The organism is Streptomyces sp. NPDC002730 (assembly GCF_042888805.1).
In the GTDB taxonomy this organism is placed as follows: Bacteria; Actinomycetota; Actinomycetes; order Streptomycetales; family Streptomycetaceae; genus Streptomyces.
Window position 1 is genome coordinate 422,354 of record NZ_JBIAQG010000004.1, and the last position, 17,048, is coordinate 439,401.

Genomic DNA, 17,048 nt, shown 5'->3' on the forward strand with positions numbered 1-17,048 from the left:
ACGGCAGCGGAATCCTGCCGTGCCATATTGCCGTCCTCGGCGTCCTCGGCGTCCTCGCCCCCTCGTCCCGTACTCGGTGCGAGTCCCCCTCCGCACGGCCGCAGAGTGGACTCTGCGATGCTGAAAGGGTGCCGCCCACGCCCCGTGCTCCCCAATCCATAACGGCCGACTCACCCCACCCCGGGGTAAGCCCCCTGCTGACCCAGTCCTGGCTGGACCTGGCATTCCTGCACTGGGCCGCCGATCCGGCAGATGTGGCACCGCTCCTGCCGGCCGAGACCGTTCCCGACACGCTCCATGGGGTCACCTACATCGGGCTCGTCGCCTTCCGGATGCACCGGGTCGGCTGGTTCCGCCTCCCCGGCGTTCCTTATCTGGGTACTTTTCCCGAGACGAATGTCCGTCTGTACTCGAGGGATGCCCATGGGCGTCGCGGGGTGGTCTTCCGATCGCTCGATGCCTCCCGGCTGATCCCGGTGGCGGTCGCGCGCACGGTGTTCCGGCTGCCGTACCTGTGGTCCCGGATGGCGATCCGGCGCGACGGCGACACACTCACCTACACCAGCACGCGGCGCTGGCCAGGGCCGCGAGGCGCGCACAGCCGTATTGCTCTGCGGATCGGCGAGCGCGTCGAGACCCCCAGCGAGCTCGAACACTTCCTGACCGCACGCTGGGGCATGCACAACACGTTCTTCGGACGGTCGGTGTACCTGCCGAACACGCATCCGCGCTGGCCCCTGCACCGTGCCGATCTGATCGAGTGCGACCAGGACCTGGTGGCGGCGGCAGGACTGCCCGAACCTGCGGGGGAGCCGGTGAGCGTGCTGTATTCGCCTGGCGTCCCGGTACGCTTCGGCCTCCCGGCCCGCCCCGGCGGCATTCCTACCCCTTGAAGCGGCCGACCGTGCGCTTGGACCGAGCTGCTGCATGCGGGGCCCTGTCCGCCGGATCATGAGTCTCATCGGTTCTCCGGGATACGGCGGCTGACGTCGGGGGTGCGGGTGGGCACGGTGGCGCGAGCGACCACCGTCACTGTCCCCCAGGCGGCGGGCACTACCGCTGGGACGGGGTGCTGCCCCTGCGGACCCTGTTGGTCCAATGGCCCGAAGACCAGCAGGCACCGACCGACTACTGGATGTCTGGATCAGAAGCCGAGCAGCCCCAACCCAACGGAGCACTAATAGGTGGTGATTTTGAAAAGGAAATCCCGAAGTGCGTTCGAATTCACGCTTTCTTCACCGGTGTTAATGCGGGGCGTTCGGTGGAGCTGCCCCGTTCTCACAACGGAGGCAAGTGTTGAGAGAGGCGTAATGCACTCTCGATTAACTGACCCGTAGTGCCGGGGAATCGTCGCGCCGGTCCACTCCTTCGCATCGCTACTCATGTGACCACGACAGGAGTGCCCATGCCCCTTATTCCCAGGGCGTCTTGGCCGGCAGATCACCGCGACGAGGTCGTCGCGGGTGTGCTTGTCGCGGCGGTGGTCGTGGTCCTTGGATACGCCTCCGGCATCGGCGCGCCGGGGGCCGGTGCCGTGAACAGTGCCTCACCGCCGGCTACTTACCCGTCGGCGCCGCCGTCCGCCTCGCCGCCATCTGCGGGCGCCCCCGAGGTGGACACCCCTGAGACAGATGTGCCCGGCATTGGTGGTGGGTGGCAAGACGGCGGCGCAGGTGCGATGTTGCCGGTGACGGATGCGCCCGGCGGGGGATACGACCACGATCACGGTTCTCAACCTGGAGGCCACTCAGGCCATTCGACCGGCCCCAGCCCCGGCCCCGGCACGCCGTCGTCGCCCAGTCCCTCGCCGTCCGAGTCGCAGGCGTGCAATGACGGCGAGGTTCACCTCGTACAGCCCCTGCTCAACGGTGTCGTCGCGCCCGTGAAGGGATTGCTGGACAGCCTCCTCGTGTCCGCCCCCTCGTCCCCGCCCTCGTCCCCGCCCTCGTCCCCGCCATCGTCCCCGGCGGCGGCCTCGGCTCCGCCCCTGTGCACCGGCCTCATGTCCGGCGTCGTGTCCGCTGTCGTGCCGAGCGCCGGCGTGGAGGCGACGCCGTGACCATCCGCCGAGCGAGCGTCGTCCTGCTCGCGCTCATCGCAGTGCTGCTGTGCGCGCCCGCGGCCTCCGCTCACACCGAACTCACCTCCTCCACGCCCAAGGACGGCGCCCGGCTCGACCACATCCCGAGCACCGTGCAACTCACGTTCAATGAACCGGTTGATCCCGCGGAAGTGCGGGTGACGGCAGGCGGCAAGAAGCTGGCAGTCACCCAGTCCGATGCCGGGCACTCCCAAGCCGTCGCAGTCGCCGTTCCCAAGTCCCTGGGCGCCGCGGGCGAGCGGCTCACCCTGGTGTGGCGAGTGACCGACGAACACGACGGCCACGCCACCGCAGGAATGCTCTCCTTCCAGGTAGGCGCCACCGCCGCGATCGGGGGCGGCGAGGATGCTGTCCCGGCGCCCTCCTCCACGCTGCGGGACTCCGTCACCGTCGCACGCTGGGTCGAATACCTTGCCCTCGTGGTGTTCGTCGGCGGCCTCGGATTCCTCACGCTGCTATGGCCGCAGGGCAGTGAGGACCGCCGTGCCCGCGCTGTCCTCACGCTTGCCTGGCTGTGTGGGCTCGTCGCAACGGTGGCCGGCACTGGGCTGCAGGGGGCGTACGCCGCTATGGGATCGCTCGGCGATGCCCTCGACGCGGCGACGTACGCCGATGCGCTGGCAGGCGAGGCCGGGCTCGCGCGTGCCGCGCGGGCTCTGCTTTGGCTGCTGGCCACTGTCGTACTGGCCGCCGTGCTGCAGGGCGGGGAGCGGACCGCACGCTCGCCGGGCTGGCGGGTGGGCGCGGCCGTGGTCTGCCTCGGGCTGTTGCGCACGGTCGGTATGTCCGGGCACGGCACCGAGGGCACCCACCCCGGCTGGGGTGCGGTCGCCGATCTGGTGCACCTGCTGGGCATTTCGCTGTGGATCGGCGGTCTCGTGCTGCTGCTGACCGGCGTACTGCCGCGGCGCCGACCGGACGAGCTGGCCGCGGTCGTGCACGGCTACTCCACGCTCGCGGGGGTGTCGGTGGCGGCCGTCGCGGTGGCCGGAGTGGTGCTGTCCTGGCAGGTCCTCGGCTCCTTCGGGGCGCTGTTCGACACGTCGTACGGGCGGCTGCTGCTGGTCAAGGTCGCGCTGCTGGTCACCGTGCTGCTCGTCGCGCAGCGCAGCCGGAGCTGGGTGCGCACCCGGCTCGACATCGCCGTACTGCTGCGGGGCGATCCCGCCACCGTACGGCCCTTCGTCTACTCGGTCGCTGCGGAGACGGGCCTCGTGCTGGCCGTCCTCGCCGCGGCGAGTCTGCTCGTCACGGCCGCCCCCGGCCGCTGACCGTTCCAACTGCCCTTTCTATGCAAGGAGTTTGTGCTGTCATGCAGGATGAAGACACCCGGCGCCGCAGGGCGCCGTCCCGGCGGGGCAATCGCGCGCTACTGATCGGCGGGCTGGCCGCAGCGGTCACCTCCGTGACCTGTCTGGCGCTGCTGCAGTCGGCGAGCGGGGCACCGGCGGCGGACACCGCCGCCCCCGCCGCCGCGCAGGCGGCGCAGCCCGCGGCTGCGTCGGACAAGGCAGCCGATCACACCATCGTGATCAAGAACATGGCCTATGCGCAGCCGAAGTTGACGGTCACCGTCGGCCAGACCGTGAAGTGGGTCAACGAGGACTCCGCGCCGCACACGGTCACGGTCACCAGCGGCCCGGAGAAGTTCGACTCCGGCAACCTGGAGAAGGGCGAGAGCTGGTCGTTCACCTTCACCAAGGCCGGCACGTACTCCTACTACTGCGCCGTGCACCCGGACATGAAGGCGCAGATCACCGTCGTCGACAACAGTTCGGGCAGCTCCGGCGGATCCGGCACAGGCGGCTCCGGGGGTTCGGCCTCCGGCGGCGGATCGACCGGCGGGAGCGGTACGGGCGGTTCAACTGGTGGTCACACCGGGGGCCCGTCGGGCGGCTCCGACTCCGGCGGCGGCCATTCGGGAGGTGCGACGGGTGGCGGTGGCCCGACGGGTGGCGGTGGTTCTGATGAGGAGTGCCACAGCGTCCAGCAGGTTCTGCTGCCGATCCTTCAGCACCTCAAGTCCGCCCACCTGGAGGAGTCGCCGGGTGAGCAGATCCAGGACGCGCTGAAGCTCGACAGCTACATCAAGATGCACACGGTCTGGATCGAATCGGTCCTCACACCCGCGGTCGACGGCGGCGGTGCCACCGTCGACGGGACGCTGAGCGTACTGCTGCAGCACGTCAAGTCCGCCCACCTGGAGGAGTCGCCCGGCCAGCAGATCCAGGACATCCTCAACCCCGACGCGTACGTCAAGACGCACACCGTATGGGCCGAGCATCTGATCGCCCCCACCGAGAAGTACCTCACACAGTCCTGCTGAGGGGTCACCGAGCCCCGTTGAGGACCACCGGTCCTTGCCAAGGACCCACGTAGGTACGACGAGCGACGGGCCGGCCGAGTCACAGTCGGCCGGCCCGCCACCCCTGCCATTGTCCCTCCGCCGCCCACAGAGGTGCCCGGATGACCACCGAAACCCTGCCCCTGCCCCCTGTGCCGCCATCTGCCCACGGCCCGCGCCGGCTTCCCCGCCCCGGCACCTACACCGCCGAGACCGGCCGCTGCATCGTCGAACTCACTGCCCGCTACGGTCCGTTCGTCACCCTGCGCCGCCGCCTCACCACGTCCGACGCCGCCCTGACCGTGCCCGCCGACGCCGACGGCTGCGCCCTACGCCTCGAGCTCACCGGCGGACCGCTGGGGCGCTCCGTACTCGTCTTCGAAAGCGACTGTGGCGAACCGGCCGCCGACGGGTCCCGCCTTGTCTGCCCCGGCCAACTGACACTGCGCGGCAAGCCCCTCCCCACCGACCTCCCGCTGCGCGTCGTCGATTGCACCGCCGAGCGGCTGCTGGTCACCGGCACCACCCAGGTGCCCTACCGCCTCCTGCGCGCCGCCACTGGTTTCGCGCTGCCTCATACCCGTCCCGCAGACCGGCTGCGTCTGCTCGTCGCCGCGGAGTTCACGTGATCGCTACGCCCACGACCAGCACCCTTCTGCGCGCCATTCCGGCGCTCCTCCTCGTGGCGGCTGCGAGCCTCATGGGACTCCCGTCCACCGCAGCCCACGCCTCGAGCCAGTACCAAGTCCGCATGTCCGGCTACGCGTTCACCCCGCGCAGCCTCACCATCACCGCCGGGTCCACCGTCACCTGGACCAACCAGGACACCGCACCCCACGACGTGAAGACCACATCCGGCCCGCACTCCTTCCACTCCCCGATGCTCGACAAAGGCGGCAGCTGGAGCCACACCTTCACCAGCCCTGGCACATACGGTTACCTCTGCACGGTCCACCCCGGCATGACGGGACAACTCACCGTGAAGGCAGCCGCTGCCCCGAGCCCGGCTGCCACCCACTCGCACATGCACCAGCCCACCGCTCGGCACCAACACGCCGAGACGCCCGCCGCCCCACCCCGCAGCAGCACCCGCCCGCCCTCCCAGTCCGCAGGCTCGCCGACGCCTTCCACCCCGCCCGCCGCCGCATCCGCACCTGCTCAGGCGCAGGTCGCCCCCAACACCCGGCCCACAGCCTCCGCACACCCTCTGCGGCCGTTGCTGCTCCTCACTGGAGCCGTCGCCGGAGTCGCGGTGCTATGCCTGCTCCTGGTCGGCTCCCGCTCGGCCGCCGCACGCCGGACGGCAAGGAGCGGCGACGTGTGAGCCACGCGCAGCTGACCGTCGCGCTGACCGCGATCTCAGTTGCGCATCGTGCTCTCCCGAGGTCACGCCCCCTCCGCTGGGTGCCACCCCATTCGCTCACGTATCGCTCACGCAGATCAGGGCCGTCTCGGCCGGGACTTGGGCTGCATGTCGCTGAGGACGCTGATGATGCTCCAGGCGCTACCGACGCGTGCGCAGGAGAATACGTCGATGGCCTCGGTGGCGGAGGAGTTCGTGAAGTTCATGGTGAACTCCTGGCGTACCAGGGCGACGTCGCCGGTGATCTCGATGCTGCGGCTGCCGGGCGTTTCGGAGTAGCCCTCTTCTCGCAGGCCGTTGCGCATCTGTTCCTCTGCATAGGCGGCCAGATCCAGCACCGAAACCTCGCGGTCCTGGGGGAAGATGCGCAGGGCCAGCACGGCGGCAGGGTGGAACACGGCATTGAACTGCTCCCAGTCGGGCTGTTCGCCCGGCTTGAAGGCGAGGGCGGCGTAGGCGCGCTCGACGAGGGCTCCGAGTTCCTGTTCGTCGGTCATCGCGCGCGGTGGTTGGATACGGCGGACGCGGGGGAGCCGAACTCGATTGTGTAGGTGTCGATGCCCCGTGCGGCGAGCACGGCGTCGGGGTCGGCGGAGACGAAAGCCCTGGCGCCGGGATCGTCGGAGAGATGGGCGTCGAAGTGGGCCGTGACCAGGCCCTGCCAGGCCAGCTTGGCCTTGTCCCCCGAAACGAGACGCTCTATGGGCTCGACGGACCGGGCAACCCGGGGCCAGTCTCCGGGGCCGTCGGGGAAGAGAGCGGCGAGCTGTTCCGCGAACTCCTTGAGCCACGCCTGGCCGGTATCGATGTCGTCGACGAAGTGGTTGTGGTCGGCGCGGGCGAGGACGACCATGCGCTTGCGCGTGGCCGGCAGGGAGCGGAAGAGGGCGAGCTGGCCGTACAGGGGCAGTAGTGAGTCGCGGTCGGCTGCCAGCACAAGGGCGGGGGCGTCGTTGTGCCAGTCGAGTGCGAGTTCCGTGACGAAGCCGTTGTCGGGGTCGTCCACCGGGGAGTCGCCCCCGGCCGGGCACATCGGGACGACGGCGGTGACGCGGTCGTCCACGGCGGGGGCAACGATGGAGGACCAGCCGCCGAAACTGGCACCTGTGACGCCGACCCCGTGCGGGCGTACCGGAAGGTTTGTCGTCGCGGTGTCGATCAGGAAGGGGATGTCCCTCTTGCGGTTCCGGGCGATGGTGCGCAGATGGTCGTTGTCGTCGTCAGGTTCGCCGTTGTGTTCCGCCGACGAGGTGAGGGAGGGTTCCTCGGCGGTGAGGAAGGCGTTCACGTCCAGGAAGGTGCTGCCGACGACGTCGGGTGAGACGACGACGTAGCCGTGGCTGGCGAGGTGGGTGCCGAGGAAGGTGGCTTCGCGGCGGAAGCCCGCATAGCCGTGGATCAGCAGGATCAGCGGGTGCTTGGTAGACGGGTCGGCCCAATCGGCGTCGCGGACTGCGGTCTGGTGGACGACGTCGGCCGGGCCGGCCTGGACTTCGGCGACCCATCCGGGGCTGAAGGTGTCCCAGTGTTCCGGGTCGAGGTCGTGGCCCCGGTGGCGGTCGTGCGCGGGGTACCAGATCTCGACGGGCAGGGTTCGCTGCCGTTCGGTGTCGGTCCACAGGTCGCTGCGGACTCCGACGGGGTGGGCACCGCGGGTGAAGGGGTCGTAGGTCATGGGTCTCTCCTTGTGGTGCGCCGACCGCTCGGGGCGGCGGGTCGTGGATGGGTCAGAGGAGCGGATCGGTCCGCCCGATCGCTCCGTAGACGGCGGGCCGTCGCCACCGCAGCCATGCGCCGCGGGCGCATCCTGCAGCCAGCGCCGCGAGAACGAGCAGGGGCAGCAGGACATTGCTGCTGTCGCTGCGTCCGGTGAGCTGTTGGGTGTCGGCGATGATCAGCCAGTTCGTGGCCAGCAGGGCGAGCCCGGCCACGAGTGGGCAGAGCAGGACCTGCCAGGCGGGCAGGCCGTGCCGGTTACGGAGGAAGTAGGCGAAGATCGCGAAGGCGGCCAGGACGTTCATGAGGGGCAGCCCTATGACGGCGGGTGCGCTGCCCAGCAGGAAGAGGACCTCGTAGGGGTCGCTCTTGGTCATGGCGCACGCCAGTACCACGGCCAGAGTGAGCAGAGAATGGCCGGCGCTGGCGACCCAGGGCGATCCCAGCCGCGGGTGGACGGCTGCGGCCGCTTTCGGCAGGACGCCGTCGCGGCCGAGGGCGAGCACATAGCGCGTGGCGGCGTTGTGGAACGCCAGGATCGAGGCGAGCCAGCTGGTGACGACCAGTACCTGCATGGCCTTGGCCACCCAGACGCCGGCGAACTCCCGTGCGGCGATGAACAGCATGGCCGTGGGCTCGTTGCTCCCCACGGTTACCGCGCCGTTGTCGCCGAACGCCTGGATGCCGGACCAGCTGATGAACGCATAGAAGAGGGCGAGTACGGCGATGGCGGCGAACGTCGCGCGGCCGATGGTGCGGGCCGGGTCGCGGACCTCTTCGGAGAACAGGACCGTCGACTCGAAACCCGCGAAGGCCGCGATGGCGGCCGCGAGCATCACCCCAGTGTGAGATCCGAACACCTGCTCCGGCGCGAAGGCAGCTCCTGACAGTCCCTCGACACCGCCGCGTGCCGTGATGGCGAGCGCGACGACGAACAGCACCGCGAGCTCACCAATGATCACGATGCCGAGGACGCGCGCGTTGAGCTCGACCCGTAGCAGCCCGAGCACGGCCATGGCGACCGTGGCGATCAGGGCCCAGAGCAGCCATGGGGTCGAGACGCGGAAGAGGTCGTGGACCATGTCCCGCGCAAGGACCGCGAAGAGGCCGATCGCACCTGTGGCGGCTGCCGCGTAGGACAGCACGGCTACGAAGGCGACGCCCAGGCCGAGTGGACGGCCGAGGCCCTCGGCCACGTACAGGTACAGGCCACCGACGCGGCGGACGTGGCGGGCCATCGCCACATAGCCGACAGCGAAAATCGCGAACATCGCACCGCACACCAGGAACATCCCGGCAGTGCCGATGCCGCCGCGTCCTATCGCGAGGGGCAGAGCGCCGACCGAGAACCCGAGCGGGGCGGCAGCCGCGACAACGAAGAACACGACGTGCCGGGCACGGAGGGCCCCTGCGTGCAGGGCAGGTTCCGCCTTGGTGTCGGTGGTCATGCGGGCTCCTGTCACTGTCTGCTGGGGTGCGGCCCTCACGGTGCCAAAGCGCTTTGGCAAAGTCAACAGAGACCTATGATGCGATCATGGCGGAACAGCGGAAGGCCCAGTCGGGGCAGCGGTCCCCGAGCGCCAGGATTACGATCCAGGACGTCGCTACCGAGGCGGGAGTGTCCCTGACCACGGTGTCGCACGTGCTGAACGGCAAGGGGCGCGTCGACGCCCGCACCCGGGACCATGTACGGACCGTCGCGGACCGGCTCGGATACGTACCCAGCCGCACCGCCCGCGGACTGGCCTCAGGCCGCAGTTACACCATCGGCTTGTCGCTGCCACAGCTCGCCGGACTCGCACCGGGCGAGCTCCTCGATTCCGAGTGGTACGGGCGGGTGGTGGTGGCCTCCTCGCAACGAGCCCTCGATCGCCAGTACGCGGTCGCCGTACTGCCCGGCTTCACAGCGACCAAGGACCTCAATCGCTACTCCGTGGACGGCGTGGTGATCCTCGATCCCGTCCATGACGACCCCCGGTTCGCGTTGCTGGAACGCGCACGCATTCCCCATGTCTCGGTCGGCAGGGACCCCTCGCACCCGGACGTACCGGCGGTCCGCCCGGACGCACTCGGCGGTGCCACCGCACTCCTCACACACCTTGCGGGGCGCGGAGCGCGCCGGATACTCATGCTGTCCGCGCCGGTGGAATGGCAGTACGTCCAGGACACCGTGACACACGCACGGCTCTGGTCGGCTCACCGTGGCGTAACGGTGCATCACGGCATCGCAGGCGACAAACAGTTCACCCGCGAGAGCCTGTACGCGAACGTGCGCCGGGCGACGGTCACCGCCTTGAGGGGCGCCGCGCCGCCGGACGCGATCGTGGGTATGTTCGAGGGGTTCGGGGCAGCAATCGCGGCAGCAGCCGCCGCCACAAGCTGTTCCGTGCCGGTGGATGTGCGCGTCGCACAAGACACGGACGACCGCTCCACCCTTGCCGCCTCACCCACCATCACGGCCCTCGACCAGCACCCCGACCAGCAGGCGCGAGCCGCTGTCGACCTGTTGTTGGACCTCATCGCCGAGCGCACTCCGGTCGGCGACGTCGTAACGCCGGTAACACTGCGCGTCCGCGCATCCACCTGAAGTGCGCCGGTGCAGGCCCTCGCTCGATGCCCGTGCGAGGGGTGTGATCCAGGTCGACCGTGAGGTGAACGTGAACAGCGGTCACTGGCGTCGCCACGTCGCACTTGGCGGCCATACCAGCCTTCCCGCGACCGGACTGGTTCGGGCTGTGTCTTGGCTCCCGGGTAGGACGACGGCCGCGTGTTTCTGACGGCGGAGGTTCCGGCTGCGGCGTCACCGACGCCGACGAGGATCCGCTGGTGGGTGTCGGCGCGCCGACGCGCTGCTTGACGCGATCATGGCGGGCGCCGTGGTCGACGGTGGCGGCTTCTCCGACCACGGTGATGTCCGGCTCTCCGTCAAGGAGATCGTGGAGGTCACGCCTGACGACTTCCGCCGGCGGGCCCGTACAGGTCGAGCAAGCGACCGCGCGCGGACTGGAGCCGGTTGGCGATCACCTCGGCGATGCGGAGCGTGAGCGCCTGGCCGAGCTCCCGGTCCTCATCGCACAGGGCACGCACCTTCACAGCGTCGAATTCCAGTGCTCGGACGGGGCCGCCCGCCTCGGCACCGAGATGCCAGCTGCGTGGGGGAAAGAGCCGGGACCAGCCCAGCAGCTCTCCGGGGCCAAGGTGGTCGACGACGGCGGCGCGGCGTCCCGGAACGTGCAGGTCGAGGGCGACGGTTCCATTGAGAAGGTTCCATTGAGAATGATCCAGAAGCGGTCCGCGCGGGCGCCCTCCTCGAAGATGCGGGCGCCGGCCGGGAAGGTTGTCTCCTGGGCGAGCTCCAGCAGCCTGCCGCGGGCTTGGGGTGGCAGGACGTTCAGCAGTGGGGGCACCGTGGTCATTGCTGTCTCCGTCCCTCGGGGCCGTATCCACGGTCCGGGGTTCGTTCCTTGTCCACAGTGTGACGGGAAGCGGGCCCAGGCGGCAGAGGCCTGGCGCCGCCGCGGGTGCTGCGCCGCCCATAAAGGACAGCAGGCCGGGTCTGAAGGAATCGGTCCGCGTCGTGATTTTGCTCTGCCCGAGATCCATGGCTGCCGCCTCCTGCCGTTGTCTCCGGCTTCACGATCACACCCATGTGCCCTTGTGCCGATCGGGCCGGTGAACCCCCACCGAGGGACCGATCGGCCCCTGTGCGTCTGTTGTCTCTCCACCACAGGCTGGGTGGAGAGACAACAGACACACATCGGACAGCTGAGGAGAGGAACGTCATGAAGGCACTCGTTTTCCACGGCCCCGGCCAAGCCTCTTGGGACAAGGTGGCAGATCCGGGCATCCAAGAGCCCACGGACATCGTCGTCCGCATCGACACCACGACCATCTGCGGAACAGACCTGCACATCCTCAAGGGAGACGTGCCCGAAGTGACCCCGGGGACCGTCCTCGGGCACGAGGCCGTCGGCGAGGTCGTCGAGGCGGGAAGTGATGTCGGCACGGTCCGCCCCGGCGACCGGGTGCTCGTCTCGTGCATCTCCCCCTGCGGCCGCTGCCGCTACTGCCGCGAGCAGATGTACGGGCAGTGCCGGGGCAACGGGGGATGGGTGCTCGGCCACCTGATCAACGGCACGCAGGCCGAGTACGTACGCGTTCCCTTCGCCGATTTCTCCGTCCACCCGCTTCCCGCAGCAGTGAGCAGCAGCGACGCCGTGTTGCTGTCCGACATCTTCCCCACTGCGTACGAGGTGGGCGTCCTCAACGGAGGAGTCCGGCCCGGCGACACCGTCGTGGTCGTGGGAGCCGGCCCCATCGGGCTCGCCACCATCGCCACGGCACGGCTGTTCTCGCCCGGCAGGATCATCGCGGTGGACCTGGCCAAGTCGCGGCTGGACGCCGCCCGCGAACTCGGTGCGGACGCCATCGTCAACGCGGCGGAAGACCCTGAGCAGCTGGTCTCGGATCTGACCGAGGGGCTCGGGGCCGATGTGGCCATCGAGGCCGTCGGAGTACCGGAAAGCTTTGAACTCTGCACGCGTGTGGTACGGCCGGGAGGCCATGTGGCCAACGTGGGCGTACACGGCAAACCCGCCACGCTCCACCTGGAAGACCTCTGGATCAAGAACGTGACCATCAGGACCGGCCTGGTGGACACCTACTCCACACCGGTTCTGCTGGGCATGCTGGCTGCCGGTCGACTGCCCGCGGCTGCGATCGCGACCCATCGCTTCGAACTGGGACAGATCGAGGAGGCGTACGACGTGTTCTCACGCGCTGCCGACACGGGTGCGCTCAAGGTCGTGCTCGGTGGCCCGGAGCACAAGGACGTGGAGCGCACGAGCTGACGCCCTGCCGAGCCGGGCGCCTCGGTCGCCGGCCCGTCACATCGGCATCAAGCGGATCAGTCGTCCGTCCCCGATGTTTTATCCGCTATCACCGGTGTATCCGCTGTCGCCGGGGCGTCGCCGCCCAGAGCCCACTCGACATCCACGACGCCCGCAACTGCCCTGACCAGGCGCGACGCCAGCGGAACCAGCCGGGTGTCTGTCAGGGTGCCGCTGAGTGTTCTGACCTTCCACGTGGCCAGGGTCTCGACGATCTCTTTAACGGCGCGCTTCGGTCGACGGCGACCACGGGGGAGGACATCACGTCACTCACGAAGTACGGGGTGCGGTTCATCGGGACTCCTCACTTCGCTGCCTCGTGGCGCGTCGATGCACCGGTTTCCACCATCGCCCCTCGGCGTGCTCGCCCGATTGGGCCAGTGAACCCCTTTCGGGGGCCGACAGGCCCCATATGTACCGATGCCCTCCGGCTCCATCGTCCGGTTGACTTGCGCCGAGGACGACGAGGGTTTGAGATGTCTCCAGCCCTCGCAGGAAGGCGCCCATGAACACGTCGCATGGCACGGCCCCCTTGCTGCATCGGCTGATGCCGGGGCTGGACCTTCTGGCCGGCTACCGGCGCTCCGATCTCCGGGGTGATCTGATCGCCGGGGTGACCGTGGCGGCCTATCTGATTCCGCAGGTCATGGCGTATGCCTCGCTGGCGGGCCTGCCTCCGATCAGCGGGCTGTGGGCGGCTCTGCCGTGTCTGGCGGTCTACGCGCTGCTTGGTTCGTCGCGGCAGCTCTCGGTGGGACCGGAATCAACCACGGCGCTGATGACCGCTGTCGTGGTCGGTCCGTTGGCCGCGGGCGACGCCGGCCGGTACGCCACGCTGGCATCCGCCCTCGCTGTCGTGGTCGGACTGCTCTGCCTCGCCGCGTTCGCGGCCCGCCTCGGCTTCGTCGCCGACCTGCTGTCCCGGCCGATTCTTGTCGGCTACATGGCGGGTGTGGGTCTCATCATGATTGTCGATCAGCTGCCGAAGCTCACCGGGGTCCCGGCCAGCGGAACCTCGTTCGCAGAACAGCTCGGCTCCTTCGTCACCAGGCTGTCGCAGGTCCATTCGGCAACGCTCACGCTCGCCGCAGTGGCTCTGGGACTTCTTCTGCTCATGCAATGGCGGGTTCCAAAAGTCCCTGCTTCGTTGATTGTTGTCGTGCTCGCCACTGCTGCTGTGAGCGCCTTCGACCTGGAGCAGTTCGGAATCCGGGTGATCGGTGACGTTCCCGCCGGACTCCCGAGCCCCGAACTGCCCGATCTCGGTGACCTCTCCGGCCTCGCGCTTCCCGCCGTCGGTGTCCTGCTCGTGGGCTATACCGACGTCATTCTCACCGCGCGGGCGTTCGCCTCACGCAAGGGCGAGAGCATCGACACCAATCAGGAACTCCTCGCCCTCGGGGCTTCGAACATCGGCGCCGGTGTCCTGCATGGGTTCCCGGTGAGCAGCAGTGCGAGCCGCACAGCACTCGCCGACGCGGCAGGCGGCCGGACCCAGATCTACTCGCTCACGGCCCTGGCCGGACTGCTCGCGGTTCTCCTCTTCCTCAGCCCGGTCCTCGCAAACTTCCCGGTAGCCGTCCTGGCAGCCATCGTCGTCTACGCCGCGCTTCGCCTCATTGATCTGCGTGCATTCCATCGGCTCGCCTCGTTCCGTCGCAGCGAACTCCTGCTGGCTGTCAGCTCACTTGCCGGCGTGCTCGCCTTCGACATCCTCTACGGCGTCCTGCTCGCGGTAGGGCTGTCCGTCGCCGAAATGCTTGCCCGAGTTGCCCGCCCGCACGACGCCATCCAAGGGCTCGTCGCCGGCCTCGCCGGCATGCACGACGTCGACGACTATCCGCAGGCCCACACGATTCCCGGCTTGGTCGTCTACCGGTACGACTCCCCGTTGTTCTTCGCCAACGCCCAGGATTTCCAACGCCGCGCGCTGGCAGCCGTGGACGAACATCAAGGTCCGGTCGCTTGGTTCGTCCTCAACACCGAGGCGAATGTCGAAGTCGACATCACGGCCATGGACTCCTTGGAGGAGGTACGCCGCCGACTGGTCGCCCACGGGATCGTCTTCGCACTCGCCCGGGTCAAGCAGGACCTGCGCGACGATCTTGACGCGTACGGGCTCACTGATTCCATCGGCGCGGATCTTATCTTCCCCACGCTGCCCACGGCCCTCGAGGCCTACCATGACTGGCTCCGCCACAATGCTCCGCCAGCAGGGCCCGAAAAGGCTTGAACCTTGGAGGGCCGAACGCCCCCTGCTTTGAACGTGACGTCTGATATCCGCCAGCGCGATCAATGCCGAGTTGAGAGTCTGGGTGCATGACTACGACATCGACGGTCGCCTTCCGCATCCGTGCGCTGCCCGCTGAGGTGTTGGACAGGGTGCGCGCCAGTGGAGTCGACGCCTTCGGGAATCGTGTGGAGCGCATCACCGCCGAGGGCGGCGATCCCCTCCGCTGCTGTCTGCGCAACGCCGAGTCCGGCGAAGACCTGCTGCTTTTCGGTTACCAGCCGCCGCTCCCGGCCAGCCCCTACCGTGAGGTCGGCGCCGTGCTCGCACACGCTGCCCCGTGCGCGGGACCCGCTGACGTCAACAGCTATCCGCCGGACTGGCGCGGACGTCCGCAGGTGCTGCGTGCATACGATGCTCGCGGCTGGATCCACGACGCGACCAGAGTGCACGACGGCCAGGATCCAGAGGGAGCCATCGCTGAGCTGCTCGCGGAGCCTGACGTGGTGCAGGTCCACAGCCGCAACGTCGCCTGGGGCTGCTACATGTTCACGATCACCCGCGCCGGATAGGGCGGGGTCGCACCGACCGGCGTCCGCAACAGTCGCGCCGATGGGCCGCGGTCCCGCTGCGGCCGATGCGATCGTCCACACTCTGCACATGGCCGAGCGAGTGCGGGTGCGTGAGATCGACGACGATGAGGGCAGGCGGCTGCTGCGGATCATCCGCAGAGGCACTGGGTCGGTGGTGACTTGGCGGCGGGCCCAGATGGTGCTGCTGTCCGCGCAGGGCATGACCGTGGCGAAGATCGCGGAGGTTACCTTCACCAGCGCGGACCGGGTCCGGGACGTGGTCCACAACTTCAACGTCGACGGCTTTGACTCCCTCTACCCCAAGTACAGGGGCGGACGGCCGAAGACCGTCATGCCGCCCGAGCGCCGCGAGATCAAGAAGATCGCCAAGTCCCGGCCGGCCGAGCACGGCCTGCCGTTCTCGGCCTGGAGCCTGACCAAGCTGGCGGACTTCCTGGTCGCCGAGGGGGTGGTCGACGACATCAGCCACGAGGGCCTGCGCATCGCGCTCTGCGAGGAAGGCGTCTCCTTTCAACTTAAAGATCTGGAAGACCTCACGCGATTCCGACTACGCCACGAAGAACGCCAGGGTTGAGCACCTCTACGCGATCGCCGACGGCGAGGTCATACCCGACGAGGGCGAGCCCGAAGTCGTTTTCTGTCTCGACGAGTTCGGGCCGCTCAACCTCCAGCCCCGTCCCGGCCGGCAATGGGCTGGCCGAACGCGGTGGCACGCACAAGGACCCCAATAGCGAGCCCCGCCCGCGGCGGCGGGCGACCTGCACCCGCCCGCACGGGGTCCGGCACCTGTTCGCCTCCTACGACCTGGCCAAGGACAAGCTCTACGGCCACGTGAAGAAGACCAAGACGGGGACGAAGTTCCTGGAGTTCTGCCGCTACTCGCGCAGCATCTATCCACCCGAGGTCCGCATCGCGATCGTGGTCGACAACTTCTCCCCGCACCTGACCACCCGGCGCGACACCCGCGTCGGCGACTGGGCCGAGGCCACCAACGTCGAGATCGCCTACACCCCAACCAACAGCTCCTGGCTGAACCGCATCGAGGCCCAGTTCACCGCCCTGCGCCACTTCACTCTCGACGGCACCGACCATGCCGGCCACAAGGAGCAGGGCAGCATGATCCGCCGCTACATCATCTGGCGAAACCGTCACGCTGACGATCAGCGGCTACGAGCCGTGGTCGACAGGGCGAACATTGCTTGATGCGGCACTAGCTCTGTCCCACCTTGCTGTCCGGACGGACGATGACCACCGGACAGGTGGCATGCAGCGCGCACTGCTGACTCACCGAGCCGAGGAGCAGGCTGGCGAAGCCGCCCCGGCCACGGTTGCCCACGACCAACGCCTCTGCCCCGTCCGCCGCAGCGATCAGTACCTCGGCCGGGTTGCCGCGCGTGAGGTGCTCCCGTACGTCGACGGGGCGAACCTCGCCGAGCACCTCTTGGATCTCGTCGGTGAATCGTTGTCGGGCAGACTCCCTGTCGAATTCGGTGTCCACCGCGGGTGCCGACCAAGCTTGTATCCCTGGCAGATCCCACGCGCAGACCGCGTCCACGACGCCTCCGACGAGGCTTGCGTGCCGTACCGCCCATTGAAGCGCCGCGTGCGACGACGGCGACCCGTCGACGCCGACCACAACTCGGGGTGCCGAATCACTGCTGCCCATGCCTGTCACCTCTCCCTTGGCGCCCCCGTATTCCACGCTGCGCTCCTCACGGGCAGTGCGCCAGGCGGGGCTATGGACCCGCGGAGGCGGCAGCCCCTGCAGTCTCAGGGCCGACCGGCCGACCCGGACGATCTTGCGCCGGGACC

13 protein-coding genes and 2 pseudogenes are annotated in these 17,048 nt (G+C 68.8%); 10 read left to right on the forward strand and 5 right to left on the reverse strand.

Translation table 11 applies throughout. The annotated features are described in order from the left end of the window. Positions 1-128: 128 nt before the first annotated feature. The 5 genes from ACFYXH_RS13005 (at position 129) to ACFYXH_RS13025 (ending at position 5,769) form a co-directional block, all read left to right on the forward strand. Positions 129-893 carry a DUF2071 domain-containing protein gene (locus ACFYXH_RS13005; RefSeq protein WP_362690796.1) on the forward strand — a complete coding sequence of 255 codons (765 nt, stop codon included), beginning with the start codon at positions 129-131 and terminating at the stop codon, positions 891-893. A gap of 1,162 nt (positions 894-2,055) precedes the next feature. Next, positions 2,056-3,372, forward strand: a complete 1,317-nt coding sequence (locus ACFYXH_RS13010; RefSeq protein WP_389562133.1) for a CopD family protein — start codon at positions 2,056-2,058, stop codon at positions 3,370-3,372. Between the two features lie 41 nt (positions 3,373-3,413). Then, a complete protein-coding gene (locus ACFYXH_RS13015; RefSeq protein ID WP_389562134.1) occupies positions 3,414-4,427 on the forward strand; it encodes a plastocyanin/azurin family copper-binding protein in 1,014 nt (337 codons plus the stop codon). 140 nt (positions 4,428-4,567) lie between these two features. Continuing rightward, positions 4,568-5,074 carry a hypothetical protein gene (locus tag ACFYXH_RS13020; protein WP_389562135.1) on the forward strand — a complete coding sequence of 169 codons (507 nt, stop codon included), beginning with the start codon at positions 4,568-4,570 and terminating at the stop codon, positions 5,072-5,074. Continuing rightward, positions 5,071-5,769 (forward strand): cupredoxin family copper-binding protein, encoded by a 699-nt coding sequence (locus tag ACFYXH_RS13025; protein ID WP_389562136.1) that lies wholly within the window; start codon positions 5,071-5,073, stop codon positions 5,767-5,769. The genes ACFYXH_RS13020 and ACFYXH_RS13025 overlap by 4 nt, the downstream gene beginning before the upstream one ends. Before the next feature lie 116 nt (positions 5,770-5,885). Here ACFYXH_RS13025 and ACFYXH_RS13030 read toward each other — a convergent pair whose 3' ends face one another. The 3 genes from ACFYXH_RS13030 to ACFYXH_RS13040 are packed head-to-tail and all read right to left on the reverse strand — an operon-like array spanning position 5,886 to position 8,972. After that, a complete protein-coding gene (locus ACFYXH_RS13030; RefSeq protein WP_389562137.1) occupies positions 5,886-6,305 on the reverse strand; it encodes a hypothetical protein in 420 nt (139 codons plus the stop codon). Continuing rightward, positions 6,302-7,483: an alpha/beta hydrolase family protein gene (locus tag ACFYXH_RS13035; RefSeq protein ID WP_389562138.1), complete on the reverse strand. Its 1,182-nt coding sequence runs from the start codon at positions 7,481-7,483 to the stop codon at positions 6,302-6,304. Before ACFYXH_RS13035 ends, ACFYXH_RS13030 begins: the two co-directional genes overlap by 4 nt. Positions 7,484-7,535: 52 nt before the next feature. Continuing rightward, the gene (locus ACFYXH_RS13040) at positions 7,536-8,972 is read right to left on the reverse strand and encodes an APC family permease (protein ID WP_389562139.1); all 1,437 of its coding nucleotides are present in this window, start codon (positions 8,970-8,972) and stop codon (positions 7,536-7,538) included. Positions 8,973-9,058: 86 nt separating this feature from the next. Between ACFYXH_RS13040 and ACFYXH_RS13045 the strand changes: the two genes are divergently transcribed. Then, on the forward strand, positions 9,059-10,111 hold the full coding sequence (locus ACFYXH_RS13045) for a LacI family DNA-binding transcriptional regulator (protein WP_389562140.1): 1,053 nt from the start codon (positions 9,059-9,061) through the stop codon (positions 10,109-10,111). Positions 10,112-10,467: 356 nt separating this feature from the next. On the opposite strand, the pseudogene ACFYXH_RS13050 reads toward ACFYXH_RS13045, so the two are convergent. Further along, a pseudogene (locus ACFYXH_RS13050) lies at positions 10,468-10,940 on the reverse strand (Crp/Fnr family transcriptional regulator). Positions 10,941-11,306: 366 nt separating this feature from the next. On the opposite strand from ACFYXH_RS13050, the gene ACFYXH_RS13055 reads away from it, so the two are divergent. The 4 genes and pseudogenes from ACFYXH_RS13055 to ACFYXH_RS13070 all read left to right on the forward strand — a co-directional run bounded on the left by ACFYXH_RS13055 (position 11,307) and on the right by ACFYXH_RS13070 (position 16,439). Then, positions 11,307-12,374, forward strand: coding sequence for a zinc-dependent alcohol dehydrogenase family protein (locus tag ACFYXH_RS13055; RefSeq protein ID WP_389562141.1), 1,068 nt, complete (start codon positions 11,307-11,309; stop codon positions 12,372-12,374). 544 nt (positions 12,375-12,918) lie between these two features. Next, positions 12,919-14,646, forward strand: a complete 1,728-nt coding sequence (locus ACFYXH_RS13060) for a SulP family inorganic anion transporter (protein WP_389562142.1) — start codon at positions 12,919-12,921, stop codon at positions 14,644-14,646. A gap of 86 nt (positions 14,647-14,732) precedes the next feature. Then, on the forward strand, positions 14,733-15,215 hold the full coding sequence (locus tag ACFYXH_RS13065; RefSeq protein WP_389562143.1) for a DUF1203 domain-containing protein: 483 nt from the start codon (positions 14,733-14,735) through the stop codon (positions 15,213-15,215). 88 nt (positions 15,216-15,303) lie between these two features. After that, positions 15,304-16,439 (forward strand): annotated as a pseudogene (locus ACFYXH_RS13070) (IS630 family transposase). 7 nt (positions 16,440-16,446) lie between these two features. Here ACFYXH_RS13070 and ACFYXH_RS13075 read toward each other — a convergent pair. Further along, positions 16,447-16,902 (reverse strand): universal stress protein, encoded by a 456-nt coding sequence (locus ACFYXH_RS13075; RefSeq protein WP_327321492.1) that lies wholly within the window; start codon positions 16,900-16,902, stop codon positions 16,447-16,449. Positions 16,903-17,048 lie beyond the last annotated feature (146 nt).

What these genes read in the sequence shown, in the direction of transcription:
- ACFYXH_RS13055 (WP_389562141.1), top strand. Translation starts at nt 11,307, where the DNA reads ATGAAGGCACTCGTTTTCCACGGCCCCGGCCAAGCCTCTTGGGACAAG.
- ACFYXH_RS13035 (WP_389562138.1), bottom strand. Translation starts at nt 7,483, where the DNA reads ATGACCTACGACCCCTTCACCCGCGGTGCCCACCCCGTCGGAGTCCGC.
- ACFYXH_RS13060 (WP_389562142.1), top strand. Translation starts at nt 12,919, where the DNA reads ATGAACACGTCGCATGGCACGGCCCCCTTGCTGCATCGGCTGATGCCG.
- ACFYXH_RS13065 (WP_389562143.1), top strand. Translation starts at nt 14,733, where the DNA reads ATGACTACGACATCGACGGTCGCCTTCCGCATCCGTGCGCTGCCCGCT.
- ACFYXH_RS13020 (WP_389562135.1), top strand. Translation starts at nt 4,568, where the DNA reads ATGACCACCGAAACCCTGCCCCTGCCCCCTGTGCCGCCATCTGCCCAC.
- ACFYXH_RS13045 (WP_389562140.1), top strand. Translation starts at nt 9,059, where the DNA reads ATGGCGGAACAGCGGAAGGCCCAGTCGGGGCAGCGGTCCCCGAGCGCC.
- ACFYXH_RS13030 (WP_389562137.1), bottom strand. Translation starts at nt 6,305, where the DNA reads ATGACCGACGAACAGGAACTCGGAGCCCTCGTCGAGCGCGCCTACGCC.
- ACFYXH_RS13040 (WP_389562139.1), bottom strand. Translation starts at nt 8,972, where the DNA reads ATGACCACCGACACCAAGGCGGAACCTGCCCTGCACGCAGGGGCCCTC.
- ACFYXH_RS13075 (WP_327321492.1), bottom strand. Translation starts at nt 16,902, where the DNA reads ATGGGCAGCAGTGATTCGGCACCCCGAGTTGTGGTCGGCGTCGACGGG.
- ACFYXH_RS13015 (WP_389562134.1), top strand. Translation starts at nt 3,414, where the DNA reads ATGCAGGATGAAGACACCCGGCGCCGCAGGGCGCCGTCCCGGCGGGGC.